This is a genomic window from Tatumella sp. UCD-D_suzukii (assembly GCF_000611875.2).
In the GTDB taxonomy this organism is placed as follows: Bacteria; Pseudomonadota; Gammaproteobacteria; order Enterobacterales; family Enterobacteriaceae; genus Tatumella; species Tatumella ptyseos.
On the sequence record NZ_JFJX01000064.1, the window covers coordinates 217298 to 230215 of the forward strand.

At 48.3% G+C, this 12918-nt stretch carries 13 protein-coding genes and 1 pseudogene; 9 read left to right on the top strand and 5 right to left on the bottom strand.

Going from position 1 to position 12918, the window contains the following annotated elements; genetic code table 11:
• Nucleotides 1-305: 305 nt before the first annotated feature.
• The 5 genes and pseudogenes from CG67_RS14940 (at nucleotide 306) to CG67_RS14955 (ending at nucleotide 4548) form a co-directional block, all read left to right on the top strand.
• On the top strand, nucleotides 306-1151 hold the full coding sequence (locus CG67_RS14940) for a YPO3983 family protein (protein WP_025903742.1): 846 nt from the start codon (nucleotides 306-308) through the stop codon (nucleotides 1149-1151).
• The gene (locus CG67_RS14945; protein WP_025903743.1) at nucleotides 1141-1602 is read left to right on the top strand and encodes a DUF943 family protein; all 462 of its coding nucleotides are present in this window, start codon (nucleotides 1141-1143) and stop codon (nucleotides 1600-1602) included. The genes CG67_RS14940 and CG67_RS14945 overlap by 11 nt, the downstream gene beginning before the upstream one ends.
• Nucleotides 1603-2163: 561 nt before the next feature.
• Nucleotides 2164-2328, top strand: a pseudogene (locus CG67_RS17680) (DUF943 family protein); the annotation flags it as partial.
• Between the two features lie 170 nt (nucleotides 2329-2498).
• On the top strand, nucleotides 2499-3317 hold the full coding sequence (locus tag CG67_RS14950) for an MBL fold metallo-hydrolase (protein ID WP_025903744.1): 819 nt from the start codon (nucleotides 2499-2501) through the stop codon (nucleotides 3315-3317).
• 13 nt (nucleotides 3318-3330) lie between these two features.
• A complete protein-coding gene (locus CG67_RS14955) occupies nucleotides 3331-4548 on the top strand; it encodes an MFS transporter (protein ID WP_025903745.1) in 1218 nt (405 codons plus the stop codon).
• A 261-nt stretch (nucleotides 4549-4809) separates the two neighbouring features.
• Here the strand turns inward: CG67_RS14955 and CG67_RS14960 are convergent, their stop codons facing one another.
• The 4 genes from CG67_RS14960 to CG67_RS14975 are packed head-to-tail and all read right to left on the bottom strand — an operon-like array spanning nucleotide 4810 to nucleotide 6495.
• The gene (locus CG67_RS14960) at nucleotides 4810-5517 is read right to left on the bottom strand and encodes a helix-turn-helix transcriptional regulator (protein ID WP_025903746.1); all 708 of its coding nucleotides are present in this window, start codon (nucleotides 5515-5517) and stop codon (nucleotides 4810-4812) included.
• The gene (locus tag CG67_RS14965) at nucleotides 5518-5907 is read right to left on the bottom strand and encodes an amino acid-binding protein (protein WP_025903747.1); all 390 of its coding nucleotides are present in this window, start codon (nucleotides 5905-5907) and stop codon (nucleotides 5518-5520) included.
• Entirely contained in the window at nucleotides 5900-6223 is a 324-nt protein-coding gene (locus tag CG67_RS14970) for an antibiotic biosynthesis monooxygenase (RefSeq protein WP_025903748.1), read from the bottom strand. The genes CG67_RS14965 and CG67_RS14970 overlap by 8 nt, the downstream gene beginning before the upstream one ends.
• 26 nt (nucleotides 6224-6249) lie before the next feature.
• Nucleotides 6250-6495 carry a hypothetical protein gene (locus CG67_RS14975; protein ID WP_025903749.1) on the bottom strand — a complete coding sequence of 82 codons (246 nt, stop codon included), beginning with the start codon at nucleotides 6493-6495 and terminating at the stop codon, nucleotides 6250-6252.
• Between the two features lie 174 nt (nucleotides 6496-6669).
• Between CG67_RS14975 and CG67_RS14980 the strand changes: the two genes are divergently transcribed.
• From CG67_RS14980 to CG67_RS14995, 4 genes are all read left to right on the top strand, one after another.
• Nucleotides 6670-7365 carry an oligogalacturonate-specific porin KdgM family protein gene (locus tag CG67_RS14980; protein ID WP_025903750.1) on the top strand — a complete coding sequence of 232 codons (696 nt, stop codon included), beginning with the start codon at nucleotides 6670-6672 and terminating at the stop codon, nucleotides 7363-7365.
• An 18-nt stretch (nucleotides 7366-7383) separates the two neighbouring features.
• Complete coding sequence (locus CG67_RS14985) at nucleotides 7384-8691, top strand: histidine-type phosphatase (protein ID WP_038024864.1); 1308 nt, start codon at nucleotides 7384-7386, stop codon at nucleotides 8689-8691.
• Nucleotides 8692-9210: 519 nt separating this feature from the next.
• Nucleotides 9211-10068 (top strand): PA4780 family RIO1-like protein kinase, encoded by an 858-nt coding sequence (locus CG67_RS14990; protein WP_025903752.1) that lies wholly within the window; start codon nucleotides 9211-9213, stop codon nucleotides 10066-10068.
• 348 nt (nucleotides 10069-10416) lie between these two features.
• A complete protein-coding gene (locus CG67_RS14995) occupies nucleotides 10417-11811 on the top strand; it encodes a GH32 C-terminal domain-containing protein (RefSeq protein WP_025903753.1) in 1395 nt (464 codons plus the stop codon).
• 5 nt (nucleotides 11812-11816) lie between these two features.
• Here CG67_RS14995 and CG67_RS15000 read toward each other — a convergent pair whose 3' ends face one another.
• The gene (locus CG67_RS15000) at nucleotides 11817-12812 is read right to left on the bottom strand and encodes a LacI family DNA-binding transcriptional regulator (protein ID WP_025903754.1); all 996 of its coding nucleotides are present in this window, start codon (nucleotides 12810-12812) and stop codon (nucleotides 11817-11819) included.
• Nucleotides 12813-12918 lie beyond the last annotated feature (106 nt).

Genomic DNA, 12918 nt, shown 5'->3' on the forward strand with positions numbered 1-12918 from the left:
CTGCCCCAACTCCTTTTAACGATGCCATTCCCCTACAAACTCTTCGATGTTGTCTGCTCCCCTCCCGGGCGTACCCGCATGTTGTGCTGTAAGCATCTGTAAGTATCCCTGCAAAAAGAACCATTCACTTTCAGAGATATCCCTCCCCAAGGCACGATGTCAGGAAAGTAACCCCCCTATAATTTTGTGCGAGAACCCACAAATATTACTAAGACTCCCTGTATCAGGTTCCCTTTTTGCTATTACGTCGCGTATTCTGTACATAAAGTGAGCATAACGGATACTGACACAAGGAGTGTGTATCAATGACTGCACTACAGTTCCCCTTTACCCTGTTCAGAACTCAAAACCGGATGGACGACTATAGCGCCAAAGATATGCGCTGCGGTGATCTTACCGAAGAACAGTTGAAATCCCTGTATCGGCTGGATTACATTTCTGACCGGGTTGATCCGTGGACGCTTAAGCGGCGTTCCTCAATGGATCGTCCCCGGTCCATGTTCTGCTGTAACCTGCGTGGCCAGGGGGAAAAGATCAGCAGCCAGCAATGTGCCAATATTTTGTTTGATGAATTCCGTGATTTATCACGCCTGTTTTCAGTGTATGGCCCCTACAAGCATCTGATCGAAAAAATGATCACCCATATGCAGAACGGTAACGGAACACCCTTCCGTGATCCGTCGCTGGACAGAGCATTAAAGGAGCATATTCTTAGTGACAAGACGAGAAACCGTTCCCGCCTTTGGTTAAAAGATGTATTTAAAAACCGCATTGAATGGGAAAATAACTACTTCCCGGCAGATAAAAAATATGAGCTGAAAACAGCGATCATGAAAGGGAAACTCCCAAAATTTGACCGTTTCCAGGATAACTTTAATGGCATGGGAATAACCGTTCATGATACCTGGGCAACGCATATCACTTTAATATCTCTAAATATTTACAATGATCGTTACCAGGCAGTGGTGCATTATAAGGTACAGGACCATTTTGGTCTGGATCATCATGATATCCTTAACAAAAAATTTAGCCAGTTCAATTTTTTCCGTATCTGGTTTGTTCTCCAGAGATGTAATCGGTTTGGATTTAAGCCTTTCATGACCAATATGGAAGCCACTATCCGGATCACAGGTGGGCGCAATGAAACATAAAAAAGAACTATTTGGATTATTATTATTTTCTGGCTGCGCACTAATCAGTTACCGGATTTTGCTATCAAAGCATCCGGTAGAGATTGTTGCCGTTCATCAGGAAAGTCATTATAGTGATGTTTTGGTTAATAACTTCCCTTATACCGATAAAGGAAAAATAGACTGGTGGCTGAAAAACAAGGGTATGCTTAAAGAAAAATACGACATTCCTGATCCAGACTCAGAAGGTAATTATACGATCAGCTTTTGGGATTTTGGCGATGGATACGTAGAAACTGATGGTTATGACAGGCTCTGTTTTAATGATATGAAACCACCACTAAATTGTATTAATAAAAATTCCCTGATGTTTGTGATGAATGGGAAAAATACAGGACTATCTTTTTGGGTAGACGGAGGAATATATCGGGTAAATGAAAACGGTAAGAGAATGAGAACCAATTATGATTAGAACCACCCCTCCAATAAAGAGACAGAATAATATCACCCACTCTCTACGGTTTGCACCAGTCATAAAACAATAGGAAACAGAAGAAAAAATAGTAAGAAATGTTCTGCAGGAAACCAGACCACAAAACTTCGATAGATAACAGGATTAAATTAGAAGGATGATTATTACTCCTTACAGCATCCGGGAAATAAAAAACCATTAAACCATTATAGGTTGGCAATAACTATTTCTGCACAGTGTTGCACTACAAAGTCGAGGGCCACTTGAGACTTAATGTCGACGATATTCAGAAATTCAGACTCAATCTGTTCTTTTTTTCGTAGCTGGTTTGTACTCATGAGATACAATCAGTCTGATTTAAAATCATTTATGATCAATATCGAAACTACCCGATGAAGCACTGAAGAACAAAATTGATTGAAAAATCAAACGTCCTACTTTACTCACCTTGACTACCTGTATATTTTCTTGTTTTTGGCTTTGGCTTTCCCTGCGCCTTGTGGAAATGATTACAGTTCATAATAATGGTAGTCATAGCTATATTTTAGTAAAAATTTTCCATTTACAGATAAAGGTAAAATAAATTGGTGGCTGGAAAATAAGGATAGACTGAAAAAATCAATATCCCTAAACCGTTCACCTCTGATCTTACTGTGTTCTTCCTGGCTATTCGTTGAGAGTTACAAAAACGATGACTGTAAAAAATCAGCCCACGGATATCGCTAAAGATTTTTATCATGACAAATATTTATTCCTTGAAGAGGATCACCTTCAGAGTACAAGACCATTGTTTCAACCGTGGTACAGAGCATAATTGATATGTTCCGATTTATTTTTATTGCATCAGGGAGCAGCAAAGAATACCGATAACGTTCAGGGAGATAGGAGAGTAAGCAATGAAAATTCATTTTCTGGGAACGGCAGCCTCTGAAGGGATCCCCAATCCGTTCTGCCGCTGTGCACACTGCCAGCAAGCCCGCATCCTTAAAGGTAAAGATTTACGTACACATTCATCCGTCATCATTGACGACGAACTGCTGATCGATATCGCGCCCGAATTCAGCCAACAACTGCTGAGGGACAACTTAGATGCAACGACAATATCCACTCTGCTCTTCACCCATACACATCCCGACCACTTCAATGTTGGAGAACTCTTCAGCCGCATGGAAGGATACGGGTTTGAGATAGATCATCCGTTGCATATCTTTGGTAACGATCGTGCCATTAACGGCGCGGCTGAAGTATTACCCGGTTATAGCCATGAGCGATTCGGGTTTCACTGTCTCGTCCCTTTTGTCACTGTAGAGACCTGTGGCTACCGGATCACTCCGCTACTGGCAAACCATGCAAAATGGGAGCTTTGCTATACCTGGTTCATTGAAAAAGAAGGGAAAGCGATCTTCTATGGTCATGATTCAGGGTGGTTTCCTGAACTCACCTGGCAATGGCTGGCAGGGAAAAAAATCGATCTGGCGGTACTGGAATGTACATACGGATATAACGGCGAAAGCCGAACCGATAACCATATGAGCCTGGAGACTGTCTTTGCTGCCAGGGAAAAACTGCGTGCGATAGCCTGTTTGCATGCCGGCAGCAAGATTTTGGTATCACATATCTCTCACTCCGGAAAACTGCTGCATGAAGAGCTTGTAGCGGCTTGCGCCGATAAAAATATTACCGTGGCCTATGACGGCCTGACCATTAATATTTAGCAGGGTTAATCAAATGGATTTGAATAAAACACCTCGTCTTCTGGTGATGATGTTTGTGCAGTACTTTATGCAGGGCGCGTGGAATATGACGATGGGGCTGGTGCTTAGTAGCTATGGTATGGCGACGATTATCGGTACTGCTTATGCTTTACTGGGTCTCGCTACTATTCTTTCCCCGCTGTTTATCGGTATGGTTGCCGATCGCTTCTTCGCCTCGCAAAAGGTAATGGCGACCCTGCACCTGATTAACGCAGGAGTGATCCTCTGTGTGCCACAGTTTATTGAAGCGCATAACACCCCCATGACGCTGATGATGATCTTCTTTGTTGGCTTACTGTTTTACCCTACGACGGCCCTGGCCAACAGCATTAGTTTCAGCCATATTAATGGCGTGAAGTATTTTCCGGTTATTCGTGTCTTCGGTACATTCGGTTTTATGGTGATTGGTTTTATCATCGGCCAGATGGGCTACTCGGGCGATACCACAACATGGTATATCGCTTCCGCCTCCGCCGTGGCTCTGGGATTATACTGTTTTACCCTACCGGATACCCCGCCAAAGGCGAAAGGACGAACCTTCGTCCTGCGTGATTTATTATGCCTGGATGCATTATCACTGTTCAGAGATCGCAATTTCTCGATTCTGATGCTGACTATCTTTGTGTTGATGATCCCTAAAACTGCTTATTCCGCTTATATCCCGGTCTTCCTGAAAGCGCTCGGTGTTGATAACGCGGCATCAATGATGCAGGCAGGAGTCGCCTGCGAAGTTATCTTTATGTTCCTGCTGTCATTCGTCCTGCTGAAAGCCGGTTTCAAAGTGACGCTGCTGTTGGGCGCCGTCTGCTGGATAATCCGCTCGTTGTTATTTTCTCAGGCCGCGTTGGACGCCAATATGATGTTCGTCCTGATTGGCCTGATGCTGCAAGGTTTTTGCTGGGACTTCTTTTTCACCGTCGGCGATATCTATGTGGATCGTAAAGCGCAGCCCGAAATTAAAGCTCAGGCGCAGAGCCTGCGTTTCATCGTCTCCAACGGTATAGGCTTGTTGTTCGCCTCTACCCTCTGTGGGCAGATATTCAACAGTACGGTGACAGAGCAAGGGCCGGAAGCATTACCGCAATGGGAAAACTTCTGGCTATTCTCAGCGATGATCGCTGGCATCGTTGTCGTGTTCTTCCTGATTTTCTTTAAAGATGATCTTTCCGGAAAGAAAGTTCCGACGGCCTGACACAAACCTCCCGGAACACACAAAAATGGCTGCAGCAACAGAAAAATATAAACCGCATATTCCCTCTGCCGTGAGGTGCAGAGTGGTTACATCCGGACACACTGTCGCCAGGAGAGTTGTAGCGTTTGTTTCGGGAGGGAGCATTGAAGGGATCAAACCAGCGCTTCCCCGGGTTAAGATAAATTATTTGGCTTCAGTGTCTCTATGTCTGACAGAGACACCGCATCTGATATTACCGGAGCAGAACACCCGGTTTGATAATTAAGAGTTCAGATTAAACCAGCGGGGTAATGCGCTGCTGCCACTTTCGGTAACCCGGACTTCACGATAGCCGACGGTACGGTGGATCCACCCTTTCGTTTCGAACAGCGACAATAAACCTGAACCGGCGCTGCCCCCCAGATGAAAGCGTCTTTCACTCCAGTCAAGACATGCGCAGCAGGGCTTGCGCCGGGAGCGGGGATCCATTACCACGCCCATTTCAGTAAAGTGCGCCTTTCCTGCTGCAGTCAGTGAGCTACCGTCAGCAACTATCCATTTCTCCCGCAGCAGTGCATCATAGATGTTTACGGCAAGTTCGCCTGCAAGATGATCGTAACAGGTACGGGCATATCGCAACGGTACGGGTGTCCGGGTCACGGCTGTATGGCGGATTTGCACAGAAACGCCCATCAGATTTTCCAGCAACCCGGCAATGTGCGTCCCGGCGAGACTGTAATAACGATGACGCCCCTGCATCAGGCAGACAACCAGTCCATTATTCAACAGACGGGTCAGATGGCCGCTGGCAGTCGAGGGAGCGACATCGGCAACCATGCTTAGCTCTGTTGCCGTCCAGGCTCTGCCATCCATCAGTGCACATAAAATACTGGCTCTGGAGGGATCGGCGATAGCCGCGGCAAAGACTGACATGGCTTGCTCCAGCGAGTCATCCGCCTCAATTTTTAGTCCATGTTTCCCGTGAGCCATTTAAATACCGGTTTCCCATCGTCTTGTCGCTTCAGCGGCCCGCTTGTCATTATCGGTCAGCAGTATCAGCCTGTTATGGTGGTCACTGTATTGTACCAGAATGTTCACACCACACTGCGCCAGTGTATTGGCAATTTCACCCAGTTCTCCCGGCGTTTCCTGTGATAATTTTCTGATCAGTGGCCGGCATACGCTTCTGACATCAAACCCTGCCTCTGTCAGCACTTCGCGCGCACTTTCCCCCTTTTCAACCAGAAAATGCGCATGCCCTTCTTCGCCCACCGTAAATACTCCGCCCCCTTCAAGCCCAATCTGGTTCTGCCCCAGTAACCGGCCCATCGTCGCCAGTTCTCCCGGAGTATTGCGTAAGATGATATGAAGGTTATACATGCGGAAGTGACCTCCTCTCCGAAGAATAATCACGACAGACACTGGCAACACGTATCCTGTATGAGGAGAATACAGACCGCTTACCTTCTTCCTGAGCTTGCAGATGCAGTGCATGACTTTTCCACCTCAGCACAGCGCCCTCATCCTCCCACCAGGAAAGGGACAGTATTTTCTCAGGGTCATTCAGACTGCGGAACCGTTCAATCGCAATAAATCCAGGGATTTCCGCCAGCATCGGTTTCAGTGCAGAGGCAAGTTCAAGATATCTTTCCTGTGACTGAGCCTGGATGTCTGCTTCAAAAAGTACGGCTATCATATTATATCTCCTTCGGGAAGTTGCACTCATGTTATTACCGGAAGGAAAGTGATGCTTCGTTCTGCACCGAAATATGTCTTCCGGCCATCAGCGGCGTGTGCTGCAGTTATCTGTTCGATTGCCGCATCAGGTAGTGAAGGAAGTGAATAAATCCACTGATGTTGCTCCGTTCCCGAAAAAGAAAAAACCATGCTTTCGGATGCCGCTATGGAATAGTTCTCACTATGATAAAACTCTGCGGAGGCACGAATAAAAGCTTCAAAATAAAACATTTCACTCTACCGAAAGAACTATTAAATAGCATATTCCGGACCTCTGCTTTCCTGTGAAAAATATATCTCCCTGCATGACGCAACCTGTCACAAAACTGCCTTTACGCTGAAATATAAGAGCAACAGTTAATCCGTAACTTTCAGCGGCTCAATATACCTCCGGGAAAAACAACCATGCTTAAAAAAAATACAGTTGCATGTATCACACTGACCAGCTTGCTGTTTATGACACATTCTGCTCTGGCACTGGAATTAGATTACAAACATAAATATGAAGACCTCACCAAAGAACATACAGATGTACTGACGCTCTCTCATACCTTCCGGTCAGGTATCGGGATCGGGGCAAAAATGAAGTTTCCCCCTGAAGAAAAGGATAATGGTGATTCAGGTAACTTCACCGATCGGCGTAAACTGGCAGAGAAAGAAGTCAAACTCAATTACACCTATAAACTGACAGAAAATACCGGTATCGAACCCGCCATGGTTTATGAAATTAAAGACCATGAGAAAAAATATAAACCTTCTCTGAAATTAAAATATCATCTCTCTGATAATACCCGCCTCTCTTTCCGCTACCGTAAAGAAATTGCTGATGAAGAGAACAAGCCGATAAAACGTGTTGACCGGATTGACAGTGAGATTTCACAGAAAATTGATGATTTCAAATTAAGTTATACCTTTACCTGGTATCACGGTAATGAAAATTTATATAATAATAAAAAACAGGATACTGAGCAGGAAGTGAAGGCGGGTTATCAGCTCACCCATCATTGGTTACCCTATATCGGCGTGAAGAACGTCTCCTTATCGAAAAGCTCTTCTCAACGACAAACCGAATTTATTACCGGTATTTCGTATGAATTTTAATGATCCCCGGGGATAGTGATGAAAAAAATACTCACGATTAACCTGCTGCTTGCCAGCCTTTGCTCCGGTCTGGCCCCCTGCTCTCAGGCCGCGCCCGCAGATAATGATCGTTATCAGTTAGAGAAAGTTGTTATGCTGATACGGCACGGTGTCAGACCACAAACTAATACCGCCAGCCTGGATAAAGCCACCGGTCTGCTATGGCCGGAATGGAGTGTCCCGGACGGATTTCTGACCGGCCATGGTTACGCCGGTATGCTGGCTCAGGGGGCCTGGCTGCTGAAAACATGGCGGACCGCAGGATTACCGTTAAATGAAACTGCGGGCTGTCCGGCCGCCGGGAATGTCTGGGTATGGACAGCACCCTCTCAGCGAACCAAAGCCACCGGCACCGCATTACTGGATGGGATGTTTCCGGGCTGCGGAATACCGATACATTTCACTGCACATAAAGCTGATCCATTATTTGATACCGTTGCTATGGGTATAGCCGCACCGGATAAAGATAAAGTCTATCAGCAGATTGAAGAAAGACTGGGTTCTGCTGCCCGGGCAGAAAAAACCTACCGGAAAGCAGTGGCTGATTTACGACAGGCCGTCTGTGCAGAAACGATAAACAGTTGCCGGTTTCTTGATAATCCCTGGAAAATCAATATCAGCGAACATGGCAAAGTAAAATCAGGCGGACCGCTTTCCGAAGGGGCTAATATCGGAGAAACTATTCGGCTGCAATATAGCGAAAACCTGCCACTGTCAGAGGTTGCCTTTGGTCATGCCAGAAATGCCCGTCAGGTCAGTGACCTGATGGCGTTACATGCGGCCAAATATGATCTTATCAGTGACACCCTGGAAAATGCCAGCCATGGCGGTTCGCTATTAATGCGCCAGATAATCCGTGCGTTTACCCCACGTCAGGGAAGCAATACATCGCTGAGATCAGACAATGACCCTTTGCAGAGTCCTCTGGTTATCTTTGCTGCTCATGATACGAATATTGCGCAAATCCAGACGATGCTCGGTTTTAACTGGCAGCTGCCGCTTTACCCCCGGAACGATATTCCGCCTGGCGGGGCGCTGATCATCGGGCGATATCTGGATACACAGACCGGACAACGGTTTATACGTCTGACCTTCACCGCCAGAACATTAGACCAATGGCGTCAGCTTTCGCCGTTGAATGCGCAGGACCCTTTGCCGGTCGCAGAATTCAGACACTCCGGATGCCGGGAAACCGCCGTCGGGGAATTATGTCCGCTGAATGTATTTACGCAACTGGCGAAAGCGCATCTGGTTAATGACGGTAAAGATCTGCCGGTTTTTCAGTAAATGGTGCCTTCACCCTGCCAGCCAGCGGTGAACCGCGACTCATTCGCTGTTAACAGTAAAACCGCTTATCCCTGTACCGGAATAAGGGAGAAGCACGCCCGCCCGGATTGACTCAAGGTACGCCCGCTGAAAGGCTATGAGGGTAACAAATCGCTCCGGACGACGGCGGAGGGTTACCCCGGTTCACATCACCAACGATGATGCTATGTACGGCTCTGCGGCTCTGCGGCTCGTCGTCCGGCAGCGTCCTGTTCTCTCTGAAACCTCACCATGACGGATGCCCGGGGTCCTGTCCCGGGGCTACCGCCGGCCCGGGCGGAGGGTCCGGGCCAACGCGCTGCAGGGTAATAATTTGTTTTGAATCAACAATCGTTATTACTTATGAGTTTAACGGAGAGATCCAAAAGACACTTTTATCCGGTATAATCAGAAAAACTTCATCCATACACTGCCCGTTTTTACAGTATCTGCTTCTGTGTTATTGCTAAGAATAACGGCTTGAATAAGGTATAACGCCGCATGAAAATTCCCCACAGAATTCAGCCACTCATTGATGACGGAATGATCGATGCAGTACTTCAGCGCCTGAAAAGCGGTAAAGAGGCCGATGTATATACCGTGCTTTGTGGTGAAGAAATCCGTTGTGCCAAAGTCTATAAAGAAACCACTCAACGTAGCTTCAAACAGGCCGTACATTACCGTGAAGGACGTAACGTCCGTAACTCACGAAGTGCCCGCGCAATGCAAAAAAACTCTAAGTTCGGCCGCAAACAGCAGGAAGAAACCTGGCAGACGGCGGAAGTTGATGCACTTTTCAGACTGGATAATGCCGGAGTCCGGGTACCTCAGCCTTATATGTGCATTGATGGTGTGCTGCTGATGGAGCTGGTGACTGATGTACAGGGGGCTGTGGCTCCTCGTCTCAGTGATGTTGCCCTGAGCGAAGAAGAGGCAATGGCCGGTTTCCACACCATGATCCGTAATATTGTCCGCATGCTGTGTGCCGGGATCGTGCACGGGGATTTATCAGAATTCAATGTGTTACAGGCCGCTGAAGGTCCGGTGATCATTGACCTGCCCCAGGCGGTGGATGCAGCTGCGAACAATCATGCTGAGTCGATGTTTGCCCGCGATGTCGGGAATATTATCGCTTACTATGGCCGGTTTGCACCGCAACTATTGAATACCCGGTATGCGAAAGAGATCTGGCTGCTTTATGAAAACGGTAAATTAACACCTGAAACCCCGCTGACCGGGCTGTTTACAGAAGAGACTCACACGGTGGATATGGACTCCCTGTTAGATGAAATTATTACCGCAGAAGATGAGCATTATGAACGACTGCGGGCCAGCAAAGCCCGTGACGAGGAAGACTAGCCTCTTTTTCACTTCCTGACGGCAAGCCCCGGATAACGGCGTTGCAGACAGAAAGCCTGTAATGCTGTCTGATAGATTCCTGCTCTTAACTATCTGAACGTGCCGGTTTATGTTTTATCCCCTCTCCCTTGTGCTCGCTTCCGCGCTTACCGACACATCCCTGCTCTGAAGCAGGCGGCAGGATGTGTCGTTGATGACTTCTGTTTATACATCGGGAACCTGCGCCTCAGGTAATGTCTGCAAAAAAAATAGTTAACGTTAACATTTACGTTTATCATCCGGAGTGCTGATTAGACATTGTCTGAACAAAAAAGTTAACGTTAACAATCACTCGTTCCGGAAATAAAGATGAGCCTCTCTCCGCTGTATGCCGCCCAGATTGCACTGACCAAACAGATGATCCATCGCGGAAATGCTTTTTACCCGCGCTATCACCTTGCTCCGCCGGCCGGCCGGATGGGCGTCCCCCATAGTCTTCTCTGGTTTGGCGACAGATATCATTTTTTCTATCAGCATAATCCCCTAAGCGCAAACCCCGGCCGGATGTACTGGGGGCACGCCACCAGTACAGATCTGCTCCGCTGGTTCCATGAACCACTTGCCCTGGCTCCGGACACAGAAGCCGATATTGGTGGCTGCTCCTCCGGTTGCGCCATCAATGATAATGGTCACTTATCACTGATCTATACCGGCCAGAAAACATCCCCCTGCCAGTCTATGGCAGGACAGTCGTTATGCCTTGCCACCAGCGAAGACGGCGCCCGTTTTGAAAAACAAGGTGTGATCCTCTCCCCGCCCACAGGGATCGCAGAGTTCCGGGATCCGGAAGTCTGCTTTCGAGCCGGGCAATGGTGGATGGTGGTTAATGGCCGCAGTGATCAAAATACAGAACACTGTCTGATTTACCGGGGAAATTCATTAACAGACTGGACTCTGGTCGGAAGTACCCTATCGGTAAGAAGCCCGGTCCGGGGATATGCGGATCGCTTTATTGAAGATCAATTGCTATTACTGACGGCATCGGGCCCGGGGGATGATCCTGACGGGCTGGATCCCCGGCAGATATCACCGATCGGATCAGAAGAAACTCATCATTATATTAAGACTGTGCCGCCAGTAAGCAGGGGACAGGATTTTTCAGCACCGCTAAGTTGCCTGACGCCTGACGGAAGAAGAATACTTATCGCCAGCATGCAAACCCCGGGAGCAGCCATCCCGACGTTGCCGCAAGGCTGGGCCGGTTATATGAGCCTTCCCCGCGAGCTCACAGGACCCGGTGGAAAATGGCTCCAGCAACCCGCCCGGGAAGTCAGAAATTTACGCCGGCAGACTCACTCACTTCAGGCAGGCAGGATCTCCGCCCACTGCGTTATCCATGATAATGCCCTGGCGATTGAAGCGGAGCTGTGCTGGGATACGGAACACTCCGACGCAAAGACGTACGGATTACAGCTGGGCTCAGGGACAACCTTGATGATTGATCAACAAGCCGGATGGTTAACTTTGTACCGCAGCCCCCCTGATGAACATCCGAATGATCCGCAGCGTATCCCGCTGCCGACAGGATCCTGCATAACACTACGGGTATTCATCGATATTTCATCGCTTGAAGTTTTTATTAATGATGGCGGACAGGTGTTGTCCGCACGGATTTATCCCGGGGAAAATGATCGCAAGCTTTCACTGTATGCTGCAGAAGGAGAAGCATTGCTGATCCGGGGGGAGCTATCGGAACTCAGTTAATACTTTCACGCCGACTCCCGAATCAGTAACGGACAAGGGATCCGTTGCTGGCCACTGATCTGACGCCCTTCAATAATGTGTAAGGCAGCTTCCCTGCCGATAATGTCATGGGGAAGCTGGACTGTCGTCAGCGGCGGCAGGAAAAGGTGCCCTACCCCGACAAGATTATCAAAGCCCAGCACCGCAACATCCTGCGGGATCCTGAGCCCGCGGGCTAGCAGGATCTGATAGGCGACAAAAGCAGCACGATCATTACCACAGATCAGAACATCGAATGATGGCGTGCCTTCCCGCAGCCAGGGCTCGAGGATAGCAACCAGATCCGTGCCATACTGATCTCCCCTGGCCATATAATATTGCGCGACAGGTTCGAGCTCCCGGCCCGCAGCTTTCCAGGCATCTTCGAACCCCTGGCGTCTGGGGCCGGTAGCCGGAGCCCCTTCAGGCAACCAGACACAGAGCGGACGCCGGTAACCGGCACGGATCAGATATTCGGTTGCCTCATACTGAGCGTGGTAATCATCAGGGATATAGGCAGGCAGTTCAGGATCCGTGCTGAGGCAGTTTGCCAGTACAATGTTTCTGTCGCGCAGCGATGAAGGCAGGGTTACCTGCCGTAAGCCCATGGTGGTATAGATGATACCGTCCGGCCGGTGTGACAACAGCTGACGGGTCGCTCGTGCTGCATCCTTATCTGAAAAGATATTAATCAGAAAACAATTCCAGCCAGCCTCAATCGCGGTCTGTTCAATCGCCAGTAGTATATCGACAGAAAAAGGTGTTGTAGCCGTGTCCTGAGCCAGTACTGCGAGGGTCGAGGATTGGCGTCCCTTTCCTCGCATTTTACGGGCGGAGAGATCCGGCACATAATTCAGGGCTTCAATGGCCCGGGAGACTTTTTCCCGCGTATCCGGCCGTACCGAATCACTATTATGAATGACCCGTGACACTGTCATCATTGAGACACCGGCAAGGCGCGCAACATCTTTTAATGAAACCATAAATCATCCGTTCTTTGTCTGATGCAGGCACTTTAGCAAAACTCACTGACACTGTCTTGAATTGCCCCTGCCTCTGTCCTTACTTAGTGCTACCCACTGTCACTTC